A 17313-nucleotide genomic window follows, 5' to 3' on the forward strand; every position below is an offset into this window, starting at 1 on the left:
ATTTATCACGCGACTGTCATTGCTGGTGCCTGGAACGTGTTTTGCAGAATGCCCGTTGGGAAGCTGCAATGAGGCAGCGGAGGAAACGACATGAAGATCTATCTGCTGTTGATGCTGATGGGCGCGCTTTTTACGGCGATTCGCTTTACGTCCCAGCCAGAACAGCAGTCGGAATCGCTTCCCCAGTAAGCCGTCACGGCTCCGCCAGCGGCAAGACCGCTCTCCCTTCCAGAATATTCCGCACCTCTTTTTTGGGCACGCGTGACTCATTATTGAGCATGAGGCCCGGGAGTAATCGCGTCGGCGCCCGTCCGCCCTTGACCGCGCGCACCAGCACGCGGATCGCAGGACGTCCCGCTTCACCATGAACCGGCAGGATCGACACGCTGCCGAAGCCGCGTGACAGCGCTGCCAAGACGTCCGCGATGCCATCCGCACGCCAGATCAGCGTGAGCGCACCGTTCGATCGAAGGATACGCCGCGCTGCATGCACCCACGCATGCAGCGTCTCCCCGGTCGCAACATGGGCGGTGTGCCGGGCCTGATCCGGCGAGCCACGATGTCGTGCGGGATCGTTAAAGGGCGGGTTCATCACCACACAATCCACGCTGTCGGGCATGAGCCCATGTGCCGCGAAAGCCTGTGCATCATCAGTGACGTCGAGCACGATCACATCAGCGGCAATCGCGTTCGTGGCGGCATTGCCGCGCGCGAGTTCGGCCAGTTCCGGATCAATCTCGACGAGGCAGAGATCGATCCCGGCCACGCGCCGGGCCAGCGCCAGCCCGGCCGTGCCGATGCCGGCGCCGAAATCGACCACACGGTCGCCTTCGCGGGCCTCGGTCGCCGCCGCGAGCAGGATGGCGTCGTGACCGGCGCGGTGGCCGGATCGCTTCTGCTTCAGCAGCAGCTGCCCGCCGAGAAAGGCGTCCTCGGTGAGATCTGTGACGACGTCAATCATCGCCGCGCAGTTCGTGGCTCAGCCCGGCCTCGGTCAGGAGCGCCCTCGCCTCGATGGCATCGTCCTCATGGACCAGGATCCGTCGCGGCAGGACGCCGAGCGAGCCCTCGATGACGCTCATGTTCTGGTCCAGCACCAGATGATGGATGTTGGCGCCGTCGAGCAGCGCGCCGATCGCAGACACCAGCACGATATCGTTGGTCCGAACCAGTTCTCGCAAAACGAGCCTCCTGCCTGAACGGGGGTGAGCGGCAAATGTCAATGGTTCCACAGGCCCTTGCCGCATCCCCTTCCAGTTTCTATTGTCTTTCCGTCAGAATAGCCCCTCCGGGGCAAATGTTGGAGACCGGCGTGGCCGTCATCGTACCTTTCGAAACTCCCGGCGCGTCGATCGAAGAGCTGGTTGCCCTTGTCGCCCCTGACATGGAGCGCGTCAACGCCACGATCCTGTCGCGGACCGGGTCTGACGTGACCATGATCCCGGAGGTGGCCAACCACCTGATCTCCTCCGGTGGTAAGCGGCTGAGGCCGATGCTGACGCTCGCCATGGCCAATCTCGCCGGCTACACCGGCGACGGCCATATCAAGCTCGCCGCCTCCGTCGAGTTCATGCACACCGCCACCCTCCTTCACGACGACGTCGTCGACGAGAGCGAGATGCGCCGCGGCAAGCTCTCGGCGCGCATGCTCTGGGGCAACGAGGCGAGCGTGCTGGTCGGCGACTTCCTGCTCGGCCAGGCGTTCCGCATGATGGTCGAGGTCGGCTCGCTCCGCGCGCTCGACATCCTCTCCGCGGCCGCCGCCACCATCGCCGAAGGCGAGGTGATGCAGCTTGCCGCCGCCAAGAACACCGCGACCACCGAGGACGAATATCTTGCCGTGATCCGCGGCAAGACCGCCGAGCTGTTCGCCGCCGCCTGCGAGGTCGGCCCCGTCATCGCCAACCGCCCCAAGGCCGAGCAGACCGCCTGTCGCTCCGTCGGCATGAATCTCGGCATCGCCTTCCAGCTCGTCGACGACGTGCTCGACTATGGCGGCAAGAGTGCCAAGCTCGGCAAGAACACCGGCGACGACTTTCGCGAGGGCAAGATCACGCTTCCGGTGGTGCTCGCCTTCCGCCGCGGCAACGACACCGAGCGCGCCTTCTGGATCAAGGCGCTGGAGCGCGGCGAGATCGGCGATGCCGACCTCGACCATGCCATCGGCCTGATGAACAAGCACCGCGCACTCGAGGACACGCTCAGCCGCGCCCAGCACTACGGCGCCATGGCGGTCGACGCGCTGGCGCTGTTCCCGTCCTCGCCGATGAAGAGCGCGCTGGAGCAGGTGGTGGCGTTCTGCCTGGCAAGGTCGCACTGAGCGCGACGACCGGCTTTCCGATTTCCCAGCGATTGTTGGCCCCGTCATCCTGAGGTGCGAGTGGCGCGATGCAAAGCATCGCGCCGGGAGCCTCGAAGGATGCACGGCCCAGATGCAGCCGGGCCGTCGCCCTTCGAGGCTCGCCGAACAGGCGAGCACCTCCAGCGACAACGGCTTCGCCGTTGTGCGGGGGTGACGGCGATAGCTTTGAGCACGCTGCTCCCACACCGTCATTGCGAGCGCAGCGAAGCAATCCAGAATCCCTCCGCGGAAACAGTCTGGATTGCTTCGCTGCGCTCGCAATGACGGAGCAAGGGGCGCGAGCACCGTCATAAACTCACGTCCAGACCTCAGCCACTGCTTCGAAGTCTCGTGGCTCCCCTCCGCGGCCACGACATTTCCGATAGTAACTTGCATTTTGAAAGCCACTCCCCTACCTTCCTCGCCATGCAGCCCAAATCCCCCTCCATCCTGGAATGCCCGGTCGGCCGTGCCGTGGAGACGGTCGGCGAGTGGTGGAGCATCCTGATCCTGCGGGACGCGCTTCAAGGCTCGACGCGGTTCGACGAGTTCGAGCGCAATCTCGGCATCGCGCCGAATATCCTGTCGCGTCGCGTCGCCCATCTCACCAAGACGGGCATGTTCGTCCGCCGCCGCTATCATGAGCGGCCACCGCGTTACGAATATGTGCTGACGGACAAGGCGCGGGACTTCTTCCCCGTGATCGCGACGCTGCTCGCCTGGGGCAACAGGCATCTGGCGCCGAAGGGCGAATCCATTCTGCTGGCGAGCCGGGACGAGCGTCGGCCGCTCGAACCGGTCGTGGTCGACGCTGCCGACAGGCAACCGATCACGCTGGCCAATGCGGTCGTGATCGCAGGTCCTGCCGCGAGCCGCCTGATGCGGCGGCGGCTCACCTCGCTCAAAGCCATGAACCCGGCGATCGCGCCGACTGGAGACTGACATGCGTCGTATCGTCGTGACGGGCATGGGCGCGGTGTCGCCGCTCGGCTGCGGTGTCGAGATATCCTGGCGCCGGCTGCTCGCCGGTCAAAGCGGACTGCGCCCACTGCCGGAATGGTCGCAGGCGCTGCCTGCGCGCATTGCCGGTCTCGTGCCCGACAAGGCCGACGATGCGGACGGCGGCTTCGATCCGTCCGAGGCCGCCGCGCCGAAAGACCAGCGCAAGATGGACCGCTTCATTCTGTTCGCGCTGCTCGCCGCCGCAGAGGCGGTCGCGCAGGCCAAATGGGCGCCGCAGGATGCATCTGCGCTGGAGCGAACCGCGACGATCATCGCCTCCGGCGTCGGTGGTTTTCCGGCGATGGCGGAGGCTGTACGCATCACCGAACAGCGCGGCCCGCGCCGGCTGTCGCCGTTCACGATCCCCTCTTTCCTCGCCAACCTCGCCGCCGGCCATGTCTCGATCAAATACGGCTACAAGGGCGCGCTGGGCACACCGGTCACGGCGTGCGCCGCCGGCGTCCAGGCGATCGGCGATGCCGCACGCATGATCCGCGCGGGCGAAGCCGATGTCGCGATCTGCGGCGGGGCGGAAGCCTGCATCGACATCGTCAGTCTCGGCGGCTTTGCCGCGGCCCGCGCACTGTCGAGCGGATTCAACGACGAGCCCGCCCGCGCCTCGCGTCCGTTCGATCGCGACCGCGACGGCTTCGTCATGGGCGAAGGCGCCGGCATTCTGGTTGTCGAGGAACTGGAACATGCGCTGGCGCGAGGCGCGGCGCCGATTGCCGAGATCGTCGGCTACGGCACGACGGCGGACGCCTATCACATGACATCAGGTCCGCCGGACGGCGAAGGCGCCCGCCGCGCCATGGAGATCGCGCTGCGGCAGGCAAAGCTTGCGCCCGCGGATCTGCAGCACCTGAATGCGCATGCGACCTCGACACCCGCCGGCGACGAGAGCGAGCTCGGCGCGATCGGCGCGCTGTTCGGCCGCAACCGCGGTATCGCCGTGAGCGCGACCAAATCGGCCACCGGCCATCTGCTCGGCGCCGCCGGTGGCCTCGAGGCAATCTTCACCATCCTCGCATTGCGCGACCAGGTCGCGCCGCCGACGCTCAATCTGGACAATCCCGACGCGAACGCTGACGGCATCGACATCGTCGCGGGCAGCGCGCGGCCGATGCCGATGCTCAACGCCATCTCCAACGGCTTTGGCTTCGGCGGCGTGAATGCCAGCGTGATCTTCCGCCGCATGGTCTAGGTACAAGGGCTTGCAATCGCGCCTAGCATCGCTACCAAAGCAGGATGAGCGAACCGAATTTCTGGCTATTCCTTGCTGCGGCATTTCTCGTCGCCGCCATTCCCGGCCCCGGCATCTTCTACGTCGCGGCGCGCAGCTTGTCGGAAGGACGCGCGAGCGGCTTTGCGTCGACCGCAGGTACGGCGCTGGGCGGACTGGTTCATGTGGTCGCGGGCAGCCTCGGCATCTCCGCGATCATCCTCGCCAGCGCCGAGCTGTTCGCCGCAGTCAAATTCGTCGGCGCGCTCTATCTGGTCTGGCTCGGCATCAAGACGTTTCGTAGCGCCGGCCGCATGCTGTCGCTGAAGAGCGAGTCCGTCGGCGACAAGCGCGCCTTCTGCGACGGCGTGCTGGTCGAGGCGCTGAACCCGAAGACCGCGGCGTTCTTCCTCGCCTTCATTCCGCAATTCCTCGATCCCGCGGGAGCAAGCCCCACGCTGCAGTTCATCATGCTCGGCGCGATCTCGGTGGCGCTGAACACGTCAGCCGATGTCGTCGTGGTGCTGATGGCATCCGCAACGCGTACGCAGCTGATCGGACGGCCCCATCTGATGCGTCGTCTCACCCAAGGCTCCGGCGTCTTCATCGCAGGGCTCGGCCTGTCGCTCGCGCTGGCGCGGCGGCCGGCGAATGGATAGCGGATCTCAAGCGATGCTCCTCCCCCAAAGCCGCTTCTATGAATCGCACGGCCTGCGCCTGCATTACGCCGATTGGGGCAACGAGAGCGCGCCGCCCCTCCTCCTGGTTCACGGCGGCCGCGATCATTGCCGGAGCTGGGACGCCATCGCCCGCTCGCTGCAACCGCATTTCCACGTGATCGCGCCCGATTTGCGTGGCCACGGCAATTCCGACTGGACGAAGGGCGGCAGCTACGCGCTGACGGAATATGTCTACGATCTCGTCCAGCTCGTCCGCAGCATTGCGGCGCCTCGCGTGACGCTCATCGGCCATTCGATGGGCGGCATGGTCAGCCTGATCTTCTCGGGGGCGTTCCCCGAACTGGTCGAGAAGCTCATCGTGCTCGACGGCGTGACGATGCTGCCTGATGCACCCAAGCCGCCGGTGCATGAGCGCATCGGCAAATGGGTCGGTCAGCTCGACAGGCTGCACGATCGCACGCCGCGCCGCTATGCGAGCATCGAGGACGCCGCCGCGCAGATGATGCTGCACAACAAGCGGCTCTCTCGCGACCTCGCGCTGCACCTCGCCACGCATGGCGCGCGGCAGAATGCGGACAGCACCTATAGCTGGAAGTTCGATCCCTACCAGCGTGCATCGGCGCCGCACCGGCTGTGGCCGGACGATCACGTCGCGCTGTGGTCGCGCATCGCCTGTCCGACGCTGCTACTGAACGCCGGCGAAAGCTTCCTGGCGGGAGCAAAGGCTGCGGGTCTGGAGCGTTATTTCCAGCAGGCGCGGGTCGAGACCATCGCCGGGGCCGGGCACTGGCTGCAGCATGACAAGCCGCAGGAAGTTCTGGGTGAGATCCGGCGCTTTCTTGGGCTAGCTGAAGAGAGTGCGAGCTAGCCTTGCCAGGCGCGGGCTAGAGCGGCCGATCGAGCTCGAATGCGTCGAGAATGACGTCGGCACTTTCAATGTCGAAATTGCTGCGGCCTAGCAGCCGCGGCGCAAGCGAGCGACGGCCCGGAAGGGCGTGGCCGCCTCCCTCGACGCGATAGAGGGTGACACCGGCATTGACCCGGCAATCGCGCCAGGAGATCCGGGTGACCGAGGTGCCTTCGGCATTGCTGCGGCTCGGCAACGCGACGGCGGTGCTCTGGCTGCATCCATCGCGACGGGCGAAGAACTCCGCTGTCTTGCGCACGCTCCAGACTTCGCCCCGCCCGCCGCGAAAGCCAACGCCGCCGCCGTTGTAGGGCACCATCGGGTCTGCGGTCCCATTGATCATGACCACAGGCACAGGCTTGGCCGGACAGGACTCGATGCCCGCGGGCATGTTGGCGATCACAGTTCCTACGCCGGCAAACAGCTCCGGAGCCTTGCAGAGCAGCGTAAAACTCATCATGCCGCCATTCGAGATGCCGGCAAGATAGATGCGATCGCGATCGGCGAGGTGGTCTGCGATGAGACGACCGACAAGACTCCTGATGAAGCCGACATCGTCCGGTCCTGCGGGCCCGCCGGCGCGGCCATCATGCCATTTGCGATCGAGCCCATCGGGAAATACCGCAGTGAAGCTGTGGCGTGCAGCAGCTTCGGCAAAGCCCGTCAGCCGCGCAGTTCCCGCGCCAGTGCCAAGAGCTCCGTGCAGCACGATCACGGTTGGATGGGGGCCGTCCCCGGCCGGCATCACCAAGGCGTGGCGAGGACCGTCGCGGGTGTCGACAAAGATCTCTGTCGTGAAGGCGCGCGCCGGCAGAGATAGCGAAATCAGCGCTGTCACCCAGATGCAAGCGACTGCGAGACGGGACGACCTCATCGAAAGCTCCCTACCGGCCATCCTCAAAACGTGCCGCGCATCGCGGCCTGGCGCCAGGATTGCATCTTGAACGACCGAGCCTCCTTCCATGTAGAGGTCCGGTACCGTTTGATCTCAGTTGGTCGCTTGCCTGTCACGGAATGTAACATGTGAGCGCACCAAGCCGGCGCGGCGAAACAGGCGCGGCTGAGCGCTCCGATAATGCGGTGAATGCGCTAGCTCAACGTCCCCGCATGCACCCACCAGCCGGGATGATCCCCACGGATCTTTTCGGCGGCGGCATGGGCATCGGTGGAGGCACCATAGATCGCAAAGCAGGTCGCGCCGGAGCCGGACATGCGCGCCAGCTTGACGCCGTTGGATTGGCGGAGTGCCTCCAGCACCTCGCCGATGACAGGCTCGATGCGCAGCGCAGGCGCTTCGAGGTCGTTGGCCACCGTTTCGAGAATATCGACCCAGTCGGCGATTGACGCGCCCTCCTCCGGCCAGGCCGGCGCCTCGATCACATCGCTCGCGCCGACCAGCAGCTCACCATTGCGCAGGCCCAGCGCCTGGAACACGTCCTTGGTGGCAACGGGCACGCGCGGATTGACCATCACGCAGGGCATGCTCGGCAGCTTGAGCGGCAGCAACTGCTCGCCGACGCCGGTCATGTCGCAGGCGCGCGAGAGCAGGCACACCGGCACGTCGGCGCCGGTTGCCAGCGCGACCTGCTGAAGACGGGGATCGTCGAGCGACAGATTGTTGAGACGCGCCAGCAGGCGCAGCGCCGCCGCTGCATCGGCCGAGCCGCCGCCGATGCCGGCTGCAACCGGCAAGACCTTGTCGAGCGCGAAGGCGCCGAGCTTCAGGTCCGGAACGGCATCTGCCAGCAGCTTGGCGGCCTTGAACACGAGATTGTCCGAGGTCTCGCCGCAGGCCGCCGCAAGCGGCCCCGTGGTCGCAAGCCTGAGCTCGCCACCCGGCTCCAGCGTGAGCCGGTCGGCACAGTCGGCGAACGCAACCACGCTTTCGAGATCATGATAACCGTCAGCGCGACGGCCAATGACGCGAAGGCTCAAATTGACCTTCGCGCGCCCTTCTTCAACCAACGCCGACATTGGCGATGCCCCCTCGACGCAACTTTAGCCGCCCTTGTCGTCGTCTTTCTTCTTGTCCGCCTGCGCGGCCGAAGAGTTCGAGATGTCGTCGCTCATGCCGTTCGCGATCTTGGCCTCGATCTTCGGCAGATCATCCGGCTCGGGCTTCAGATCGCGGGCATGCGCCCACTGGAATTTGGCCTCCAGCTTGCGGCCGACGCGCCAATAGGCGTCGCCGAGATGGTCGTTGATGGTGGGATCCTCGGGCTTGAGGTCGATCGCGCGCTCGAGGTTCTTCACCGCCTCTTCGTAATTGCCGATGCGGTAATAAGCCCAGCCGAGGGAGTCGACGATGTAACCGTCGTCGGGGCGCTGCTCGACGGCACGCTTGATCATCTTCATGCCCTCGTCGAGGTTCACGCCCTGGTCGATCCAGGAATAGCCGAGATAGTTCAGGACATGCGGCTGGTCGGGCTGGAGCTCCAACGCCTTCTTCATGTCGGCTTCGGCCTTGGCCCACTCCTTGGAGCGCTCCTCGCAGATGCCGCGATAGTAGTACCAGACGCTGTTTGCCTTGTCGTTGCCCTCCGGCAGCACGTCGATGCCTTGCGAATAGGTCGCACCGCAATCGCCGAACTTCTTGCGGCCGCGCTCGAGATTGCCGAGCGCCATGATGGCTTCGAGATCCTTGGTGTCCTCGGAGATCACGCCCTTGAGGATCTTGATCGCCTCGTCGCTGCGGTCGGCGGAATCCAGATCAATGGCGAGCTGGATCTGCGCATTGCGCTTTAAGGGCGAAGACGACGGCACCCGCTCATAGATCTTGATGGCCATCTGCGGCCGCTTCACCGATTCATAGAGGTCGGCGAGCGAGAGCAACGCCAGCGGATGACTGGGCTGGAGATAGAGTGCGAGCTGGAGATAGACCAGCGCGAGATCCTCGCCGCCGCGGCGGGTGAGCGTGGCGCCGATGCCGTAGAGCGCCTCAGCCGCACCGGCCTGCGCGGAATCGACCAGCGACGGCATCTTCTTGCCGGCCTTGGTCTCACGCAGACCTTCCACGATCAGCGGATGGCGGGCGAGCTTCTTGTCGAAGGCTTCATAGATCGCGCTCGCCGAGGCGGCATCCTTGTTGCGCGACAGCCAGCGCGCATAGGCCTCGCTGACGCGGAGCATGGAATCGTCGAGCTTGTAGGCGCGCTCGAAGCGGACCCCGGCATCCTTCTCCTTGCCGGCGTTCTCGAGGATCATGCCGGCATGCAGATCCTTGAACAGCGGGTACCATTCCGGGCCCGCCAGCTTGTCGATGGTCGCAACCGCGCCCTTGGTATCGCCCGCTCCATAGGCGGCCCAGCCGGACAGCAGCGTCGCGACGAGATCGGTGATCGGTCCGCGAACCGACTGGTTGATGTTGCTCTGCGCGCTCGGATATTTCTTCAGCTTCAGATCATGGACGCCGACCACGAGGCGCGCGATGCGGTTGGTCTTGTCGATGGTGAGGATGCGCTCGGCGAGCTTGACCGCTTCCTCGATGTCGCCATCGTCGACCGACGAGATGAAGGCGCGGTCGAGAAGCTCGTTGTTCTTGGGATCGGTCCGCAGCGCGGAGCGGTAGAAGGCGGCTGCCGAGGTCGCGTCGCGCTCGACGCTGGCATGACGGGCAGCGAGATAGCTGCCGGCTGTGGTGAGCGACTTCAAATCGTTTCGGGTCGGAAACTGCGCCGCAGTGTCGGCCGGATGATCCGGCGTCTGCGCCAGCACCCCGCCCGGGACCGCCACGATCGCAGAGCCGACAAGGGCGATGGCAGCAGCAGTCCAGCGGTTGAAACGATTTGAAAACATCAGGGCTCGCCTTGAGTTGGTAGTGCCTGGGTTTGGAGCAAAAGGCCGTCTCGCGCACAAACGCGGCCGGCGACATCGGGACCCGGAACCGTCGGGTCCGGACAATGCCGCTTTTGGCGCTTCACCGCAAGGATTCGGACCGGGCGATCCCCTCCGCACGCCCCAAATCGGCCCCTGAGTCGGTCAAGTGACCGTCAAGACCGCCCCAAGACGCCGCTACTATGGCCTTATCGTGACGGCGGCGGCTGCCCGCCGCCGGATGCTCACGCGAACGTGCGCCAGATCACCCTCTGGGACCCAGCGTGCCCTACATTGCCTCGTAGTTCGGTCCGCCGCCGCCCTCCGGGGGAACCCAGGTGATGTTGCCGTTCGGGTCCTTCACGTCGCAGGTTTTGCAGTGGACGCAGTTCTGCGCGTTGATCTGGAAGCGCGGGCTGCCGCCCTCCTCGATCCATTCATAGACGCCAGCCGGGCAATAGCGATTCGACGGGCCCGCGAAGACGTCGTGCTCCGAGGTCTTTTGCAGGTTCATGTCCGTAACCTTCAGGTGGACCGGCTGGTCCTCCTCATGGTTGGTGTTGGACAGGAACACCGAGGACAGCTTGTCGAACGAGATCTTGCCGTCGGGCTTCGGATAGGCCTTCGGTGCGTGGCTCTTGGCCGCGTCGAGCGTGGCGCGATCAGGTTTTGCGTGAGACACCGTGCCAAACAGCGAGGCGCCAAACAGCGTGTTGCACCACATGTCGAAAATGCCGAGCCCAGCGCCGATGAAGGTGCCGAACTTCGACAGGAGCGGCTTGGCGTTGCGGACGGGATAGAGGTCCTTGCCGACGACGGAGTCGCGCCAGGCGTTCTCGTATTCGACGAGCTCGTCATTGGCGCGGCCGGCACCGAGCGCTACGGCAACATGCTCAGCTGCGAGCATGCCGGTGCCCATCGCATTGTGCACGCCCTTGATGCGCGGCACGTTGACGAAGCCGGCCGCACAGCCGATCAGCGCACCGCCCGGAAAGCTCAGCTTCGGCACCGACTGGTAGCCGCCTTCGGTGATCGCGCGCGCGCCATAAGCAAGCCGCTTGCCGCCTTCGAGCGTGGCGCGCACGGCGGGATGGCTCTTGACGCGCTGGAACTCGTCGAACGGCGACAGATAGGGATCGTTGTAGTTGAGGTGGACGACGAAGCCGATCGACACCAGGTTCTCGTCGTAATGGTAGAAGAACAGGCCGCCGCCGGTGTCGTTCTTGAGCGGCCAGCCGACGGCATGCTGGACGAGGCCCTTCTGATGCTTGGCGGGATCGATCTGCCAGACCTCCTTGAGGCCGATGCCGAACTTCGGCGGCTCGCTCTTGGCGTCGAGCGCGAACTTGTTGATCAGCTGCTTGGACAGGCTGCCGCGCGCGCCTTCGGCGAACAGCGTGTACTTGCCGAGCAACTCCATGCCACGGGTAAAGGAGTCCTTGGGCTTGCCGTCCCTCCCGATGCCCATGTCGCCGGTGGCGATGCCCCGCACCGCGCCCTTGTCGTCATAGAGCACTTCGGCCGCCGCAAAGCCCGGATAGATCTCGACGCCGAGCGCCTCGGCCTTGCGCGCCAGCCAGCGGCAGACATTGCCGAGCGAGCCGATGTAGCAGTGATGATTGTTCATCAAGGGCGGCATCAGGAAGTTCGGGATCTTGAATGAGCCCGTCTCGGTGAACCAGAAGAAGCGGTCGTCCTTCACCTGGGTCTTGAGCGTGCAATCCGAATCCTCGCGCCAGTCGGGGATCAGCTTGTCGAGCCCGGCTGGATCGATCACGGCGCCGGAAAGAATGTGCGCACCGACCTCGGAGCCCTTCTCCACCACGACGACGTTGAGGTCGGCGTTGAGCTGCTTCAGCCGGATCGCCGCGGCCAGGCCCGAGGGGCCGGCGCCGACGATGACGACGTCAAATTCCATGGATTCGCGCGGGGGAAGTTCTTCGGTGCTCATCTGATCTCAGCCCTTGAGACGGTTCCTTATCATTTGCGCCCCCTTGTTTCCGATTTTTCCGGGTAGGACAACCACGGAAATGCGTTCCGCTGGGATGCAAGGCGTCTTAAGATGAACTAATAGTCTGACTTTCCCAATGATCCCCGAGCCCGCACCCACCGTCCGAGAGCTGCTCGCCTTCTATCTGGAGGCCGGTGTCGACTGCGCGCTTACGGAGGAGCCGATCGACCGCCTGGCGGAATTAGACACCCCGCCACCGGCCCCTCGCGCAGCGCCGGTCGAGACAGCGAGGCCTGTCGCGGCGCCGGCAGTGATGCGCGGCGAGGCCGCCCCGGCACCCGACGTCGCGATTGCCTCGGCCCGCGATGCCGCGCGCACCGCGCCGACGCTCGAGGCACTCCGCGAGCTCATGCAGAACTTCGAGGGCTGTGCGCTCAAACATACCGCGACGCGGCTGGTGTTCGCCGACGGCAATCCGCAGGCGCGCATCATGTTCGTCGGCGAGGCGCCGGGCCGCGACGAGGACATCGAGGGGCTGCCGTTTGTGGGCCGCAGCGGCAAGCTGCTCGACCTCATGATCGGCGCGATCGGACTGAACCGGACCACGGCCTACATCACCAACGTCATTCCCTGGCGACCGCCGGGCAACCGCACGCCGACGCCGCAGGAAACGCAGATCTGCCTGCCCTTCATCCAGCGTCATATCGAGCTGGTGAACCCCGACGTGCTGGTGACCCTCGGCAATCCCTCGACGCAGACATTGCTGTCGACGCGCGAAGGCATCATGCGCACGCGCGGGCGCTGGTTCGACTACGACACCGGCCAGCGCACCATCCGCGCGCTGCCGACGTTCCACCCGGCGTACCTCTTGCGCTCGCCGTCCTACAAGCGGCTGGCCTGGCAGGATCTGCGGTCGATTGCGAAGGCGCTGGCGCAAGGCTCGTGAGAGACAGAACGGCCTATCCCCGTCATTGCGAGCGCAGCGAAGCAATCCAGAATCTTTCCGGAGTGAGACTCTGGATTGCTTCGTCGCAAGGGCTCCTCGCAATGACGACGGAGAGAGTTCGCTACGTCCCCTTCGGCCGGACGATGGCCCAGCCGATGCGCAACAATCCCTGACGGCCGGTTACCAGCCATTCGAACGCGCGCGGCACTTCCGGCACGATGCCGGGGAAGCGCTTCAGAATCTCGGGCGGCGGAGTACCGGCGGTATCGGAGGCGCGCCAGACCACGACGCCACCGCTCTCGCTGAATTTGGCCGACGACATCCACGGCGTGCGTGCAGGGTCGGCATCGATGAAGAGATGCGGCCGACCGGAATGCAGCGTGATCAGGCTCGCAAGTTGCGTCTCGCCGGCGACCGCACGCAGGCGATGATTGGTGCGGCGGGCGAAGCTGTCGTCGAAGAAATCCGAGATCGCGCGAGCCGGCATCGAGGTCGCGATCTCGCCGATGCCGGTCCAGGGCATGAACAGCACGGCCAGCACGACGCCGGCGGCGGGCGCCACCACGGCCGCCGCCCACACCGTGCGCAAAATCCGCGCGCTGCGCATGGCGATCAGGTCACCGGCCGCTACGACCATAGCGAGGCCCGACATGACAAGAACGACGCCAGCACCGCCAACGACCGCCTCGAAACCGAACAGACCGGAGATCAGGACCGCACCGAGCGCAGGCGCGAGCGCGAAGAAGTAGACGAAATTGCGCGCAAGCGGCTCGACCGGCGGCCGGTAGATGATCGGCGCCTCCTCGCTCTTGCCGGCAAACAGGGGTGTGTTGAGGAAGCTCAGCACCGGGACCGCGACCGCGCCGAGCACGAGCCCGCCGAGCAACCAGGCGGTGTGGACCGCACGGGCACCGAGGTCAGCCACTTGCGGCAGGGCCGGCAGGACAAGAGTTTGGGCGCGCATCAGCCAGACCGCATAGGGCAGCGCCAACACGGCGACGACGACAAGCGCAAACAGCGGATCGAGCGCGCGCAAGGTCCGGCGTCCGCCGGCGGTCGACAGTGCAAAGATGACGAGCAGCGCGAGCAGGAAGATCGCGGCCGGCGTGGTCAGGAGCAACAGGCCCGCTTCGATCGACCAGGCAAACCAGGCATTGCCGCGACGCTGGCCGATGATCTGCCAGGAATGCAGCAGCAGCAGCGCCCACAGCGGCCGCGCGAGGACCAGGGGACTGAAGTCGAGCGCGGACGAGGAGAACGCCAGCACCGTCATGGTCAGCAGCACGGCAAGGACCGCCTGCTGGGTGCCGACCACGGCGCGCGCGAGGTGATAAAGCGCGATGAAGGTCGCGACCTCGCAGAGCTCGGCGAGGAGATAGACGCCGAACATGTGGCCACCGGCGATGCGGTAGGCGATGTCGGCGAGCCAGATCGATAGCGGCGGGCCAAGATCAGTGCCGACCTGGTACTCGCGGCCGAAGGCCAGCAGGGTCGCGAGGCCGCCGGGCGGGCTGCGGTAGAACAACAGCGCCACCAGCAGCCACATCGCGGCCTGCAGCAGCACGGCAATCCAGACGATCAGCCGCGGCCGGGCGCGAATGAGCTCGATGACCAGGGAGGTAAACCGCATGCAACGCCCGCAAGATGCAGCCAACCCGTCCAGCCGGCCCTATTCGCTCACATCTGTTTTGATAAAGGGCGCCACGCGTCGTGGCAACGGCAGTCTACTTTAGAGGCCTGCCGAAGCATCGATTTCAACCGTCGTCTCCACCAGCACCTCGACCTCGGCGACTTCGAACAGATCCCGCACCGGCTCGACGGTCCAGGGCATATGCTTGGCGCGGGCGGCAGCGACGGGGGCGAAGAAGCTGCGGTGGTGGATGGTGGGACCGAGGCGGTCCAGAGCGTCGAGATGCTCGGGCACGCCATAGCCCTTGTGCTGCTCGAAGCCATAGCCCGGACAGTCCAGCGCCAGCGCGCACATCAGCCGATCGCGCGTCACCTTGGCGACGATGGAGGCGGCGGCAATCGAGAGCACGATGCCGTCGCCGCCGATCACGGCCTCGCAGTCGCAAGACGTGTCGAGGCGGTCGCGGCCGTCGACGAAGACGTGGCGAGGCGGCTCGGGCAATGCGACGATCGCGCGCTTTAGCGCCCAGAGCGAGGCGCGCAGGATGTTGTCGCGGTCGATTCGCGCTGGGGACGCGACCGCGACCGAGACCTGCGCGGTGGCGCATATCTTGTCGAACAGCTTCTCGCGCTCTTCCGCCGTCAGCCGCTTGGAATCGTCGATGCCGCGCGGGATGCGGTCGGGGTCGAGAATCACGGCAGCCGCAACCACGGGGCCCGCGAGCGGCCCGCGGCCGGCCTCGTCACAGCCTGCGATCGGCCAGACGCCGCGCTTGATCAGCGCACGCTCGCGGCGGAAGCTCGCCTTGGCAGGTGCGGCCTTCTTCTCAGCGGCCTTCTCTGGCGCGTCCTTGGCCGGCTTCTTGGCAGACTTGTCCCGAATCATGGCCGGGATCGTGCGCAAGCGGCCTCCCTTGCGCAACCGGGAACCCCGGACAATTCCCGTTATTCAGACGATCCCCCTACTCCGCCAGATGCACCCGCCGGTCGTCCCCGACCTCGATACCGGGCGCGACCACGACCTCCCAGGGGTGGCCGTCGGGATCGGCAAAATAGCCGGAATAGCCGCCATAACCGGTCTCGTGTGCGGCCTTCAGCAGCGTGGCGCCATGACCAAGCGCAAACGCCAGCACGGTATCGACCTCCTCCCGTGACGCGCAGTTCCAGGCGAGCGTGACGCCGCGGAAGGTCGTGGGTCTCGGCTGGTCCGGCAAATGAGCGTCGCCCGCGAGCTGGTCCCAGGGAAACAGGCCGAGCACCGGCCCGCCAGTGTCGTAGAACGCCACGGCTTCGCCGGTCGCCTTCAGCCGGCGCGAAAAGCCCAGCGCGTCGTAGAAGGCGATGCTGGCGCGGATGTCGCTGACGCCCAGCGTGATCACCGTCAATCGCGGTACCGGAGTTGGCACTTGCTGACTCATTTACACACCTCATCCAGTCCGCGCTTCAGAACAGGCTGAGCTGCTCGCCGTTCTGTTTCGGCCGCGCAAAGTGATCCGTGGTCAGCTTAGAGCGGCGCTTGTTGAGACCGAGCCTGTCGCAGGCGATCTCGAAGCGGCGGCCGATGGTCCAGGCCATCGGGCCCGTGCCCTTCATCCGCTCGCCCCATTTCGAATCGTAGTCGCGGCCGCCGCGCATGTCGCGGATCAGGGTGAAGACGTGGCGATAGCGGTCGGGATAGTTCGCCATCAGCCATTCGCGGAACAGGTCGCGCACCTCGAGCGGCAGCCGCAGCAGTACGTAGGAGGCTTCCTTGACACCGGCATGCGCGGCGGCATCGAGGATGCGCTCGATCTCGGAATCGTTCAGCGCGGGAATCACGGGCGCGACCATCACGGTGGTGGGAATGCCCGCCTCCGAAAGCTGCTTCAGTGCCTCCAGCCGCTTCGGCGGCGTTGAGGCCCGCGGCTCCATGGTGCGCGCCAGCTTCGGATCGAGCGAGGTCACCGAGATCGCGACCTTGGCGAGGTTGCGTTTGGCCATGCGCGCGAGAATGTCGATGTCGCGCGTCACCAGCGCGGACTTGGTGACGATGCCGACGGGATGGCCGGTGCTCTCCAGCACTTCGAGAATGCCGCGCATGATTTTGCGCTCGCGCTCGATCGGCTGATAAGGATCGGTGTTGGTGCCGATCGCGATCATCCGCGGCTCGTAGCCTGATGCGGCGAGTTCCTTCTCGAGCAGAACAGGCGCCTCGGGCTTGGCGAACAGCTTCGACTCGAAGTCGAGCCCCGGCGACAGGCCGAGATAGGCGTGCGTCGGCCGCGCGAAGCAATAGACGCAGCCATGCTCGCAGCCGCGATAGGGATTGATCGAGCGGTCAAAGCCGATGTCGGGCGAATCGTTGCGGGTGATCACCTTGCGCGAGGTGTCGACGCCGACGCTGGTCTTGAACGGCGGCAGCTCCTCCAGGCTCTGCCAACCATCGTCGAAGGCGACACGGGCCTCGGCCTCATAACGGCCGCTGGCATTGGACTGCGCGCCACGCCCTCGCCGGCGCGCGCGGTCGATGGCGACGCCAAGTTCGGGGAAATCGGCAGGGAAATCAGAAGGCGCACCCGCCGGCTCGGAGGGCGCCGTGACCGGCGGGTGCTTGAGAGCAGAAGAAGCTGGACTCATGCACTCAAGATAGCACGACAAAGGAACAAATCAAGAACAAGAATCAAGAACGCGAAAACAACCCCATGCACAGTAGCGCTGCCCAAACTTCGCGCGCGGTCCCTTGACCTCACGCAACACCGCGTGAGCCCGCTCCCGTTTGATGCCGCGGAAGGATCGATCTCGCCGGAACCCGGTTGATGACGATCCCCTGTGAAGGTCGGCAT

The 17313-nt window shown here is 65.6% G+C and carries 16 protein-coding genes; 6 read left to right on the top strand and 10 right to left on the bottom strand.

Annotated elements, in window-relative coordinates:
* Positions 1 to 193: 193 nt before the first annotated feature.
* Together XH89_RS29140 and XH89_RS29145 are read right to left on the bottom strand one after the other, a co-directional pair.
* Entirely contained in the window at positions 194 to 961 is a 768-nt protein-coding gene (locus XH89_RS29140; RefSeq protein WP_194463795.1) for a tRNA1(Val) (adenine(37)-N6)-methyltransferase, read from the bottom strand.
* Positions 954 to 1181 carry a DUF2007 domain-containing protein gene (locus tag XH89_RS29145; RefSeq protein ID WP_194463796.1) on the bottom strand — a complete coding sequence of 76 codons (228 nt, stop codon included), beginning with the start codon at positions 1179 to 1181 and terminating at the stop codon, positions 954 to 956. Before XH89_RS29145 ends, XH89_RS29140 begins: the two co-directional genes overlap by 8 nt.
* Positions 1182 to 1312: 131 nt before the next feature.
* On the opposite strand from XH89_RS29145, the gene XH89_RS29150 reads away from it, so the two are divergent.
* From XH89_RS29150 to XH89_RS29170, 5 genes are all read left to right on the top strand, one after another.
* Positions 1313 to 2320, top strand: coding sequence for a polyprenyl synthetase family protein (locus tag XH89_RS29150; protein ID WP_194463797.1), 1008 nt, complete (start codon positions 1313 to 1315; stop codon positions 2318 to 2320).
* A gap of 447 nt (positions 2321 to 2767) precedes the next feature.
* On the top strand, positions 2768 to 3283 hold the full coding sequence (locus XH89_RS29155) for a helix-turn-helix domain-containing protein (protein ID WP_194468668.1): 516 nt from the start codon (positions 2768 to 2770) through the stop codon (positions 3281 to 3283).
* A 1-nt stretch (position 3284) separates the two neighbouring features.
* Entirely contained in the window at positions 3285 to 4547 is a 1263-nt protein-coding gene (fabF, locus tag XH89_RS29160) for a beta-ketoacyl-ACP synthase II (RefSeq protein WP_194463798.1), read from the top strand.
* Between the two features lie 44 nt (positions 4548 to 4591).
* On the top strand, positions 4592 to 5224 hold the full coding sequence (locus tag XH89_RS29165; RefSeq protein WP_194463799.1) for a LysE family translocator: 633 nt from the start codon (positions 4592 to 4594) through the stop codon (positions 5222 to 5224).
* Positions 5225 to 5237: 13 nt separating this feature from the next.
* Positions 5238 to 6113, top strand: a complete 876-nt coding sequence (locus XH89_RS29170) for an alpha/beta fold hydrolase (protein WP_194463800.1) — start codon at positions 5238 to 5240, stop codon at positions 6111 to 6113.
* A gap of 16 nt (positions 6114 to 6129) precedes the next feature.
* Here XH89_RS29170 and XH89_RS29175 read toward each other — a convergent pair whose 3' ends face one another.
* From XH89_RS29175 to XH89_RS29190, 4 genes are all read right to left on the bottom strand, one after another.
* Positions 6130 to 7026 (bottom strand): PHB depolymerase family esterase, encoded by an 897-nt coding sequence (locus tag XH89_RS29175; RefSeq protein WP_246767645.1) that lies wholly within the window; start codon positions 7024 to 7026, stop codon positions 6130 to 6132.
* Between the two features lie 215 nt (positions 7027 to 7241).
* Entirely contained in the window at positions 7242 to 8126 is an 885-nt protein-coding gene (locus tag XH89_RS29180) for a 4-(cytidine 5'-diphospho)-2-C-methyl-D-erythritol kinase (RefSeq protein ID WP_194463802.1), read from the bottom strand.
* A gap of 24 nt (positions 8127 to 8150) precedes the next feature.
* The gene (locus XH89_RS29185) at positions 8151 to 9947 is read right to left on the bottom strand and encodes a tetratricopeptide repeat protein (protein WP_194463803.1); all 1797 of its coding nucleotides are present in this window, start codon (positions 9945 to 9947) and stop codon (positions 8151 to 8153) included.
* Positions 9948 to 10254: 307 nt separating this feature from the next.
* Entirely contained in the window at positions 10255 to 11916 is a 1662-nt protein-coding gene (locus XH89_RS29190) for an electron transfer flavoprotein-ubiquinone oxidoreductase (protein ID WP_194463804.1), read from the bottom strand.
* Positions 11917 to 12052: 136 nt separating this feature from the next.
* Here XH89_RS29190 and XH89_RS29195 point away from each other — a divergent pair, with 136 nt between their 5' ends.
* Positions 12053 to 12862 (top strand): uracil-DNA glycosylase family protein, encoded by an 810-nt coding sequence (locus XH89_RS29195; protein ID WP_194463805.1) that lies wholly within the window; start codon positions 12053 to 12055, stop codon positions 12860 to 12862.
* A gap of 121 nt (positions 12863 to 12983) precedes the next feature.
* Here XH89_RS29195 and XH89_RS29200 read toward each other — a convergent pair whose 3' ends face one another.
* From XH89_RS29200 to XH89_RS29215, 4 genes are all read right to left on the bottom strand, one after another.
* Entirely contained in the window at positions 12984 to 14492 is a 1509-nt protein-coding gene (locus tag XH89_RS29200) for a glycosyltransferase family 39 protein (protein ID WP_194463806.1), read from the bottom strand.
* 99 nt (positions 14493 to 14591) lie between these two features.
* Positions 14592 to 15377, bottom strand: a complete 786-nt coding sequence (locus tag XH89_RS29205; protein ID WP_194463807.1) for a ribonuclease HII — start codon at positions 15375 to 15377, stop codon at positions 14592 to 14594.
* Between the two features lie 76 nt (positions 15378 to 15453).
* Complete coding sequence (locus XH89_RS29210) at positions 15454 to 15909, bottom strand: VOC family protein (protein ID WP_194463808.1); 456 nt, start codon at positions 15907 to 15909, stop codon at positions 15454 to 15456.
* Between the two features lie 25 nt (positions 15910 to 15934).
* Complete coding sequence (locus XH89_RS29215) at positions 15935 to 17107, bottom strand: PA0069 family radical SAM protein (RefSeq protein WP_194463809.1); 1173 nt, start codon at positions 17105 to 17107, stop codon at positions 15935 to 15937.
* Positions 17108 to 17313 lie beyond the last annotated feature (206 nt).

Origin of the sequence: Bradyrhizobium sp. CCBAU 53340 (genome assembly GCF_015291645.1) — a bacterium.
Classification (GTDB): Bacteria; Pseudomonadota; Alphaproteobacteria; order Rhizobiales; family Xanthobacteraceae; genus Bradyrhizobium.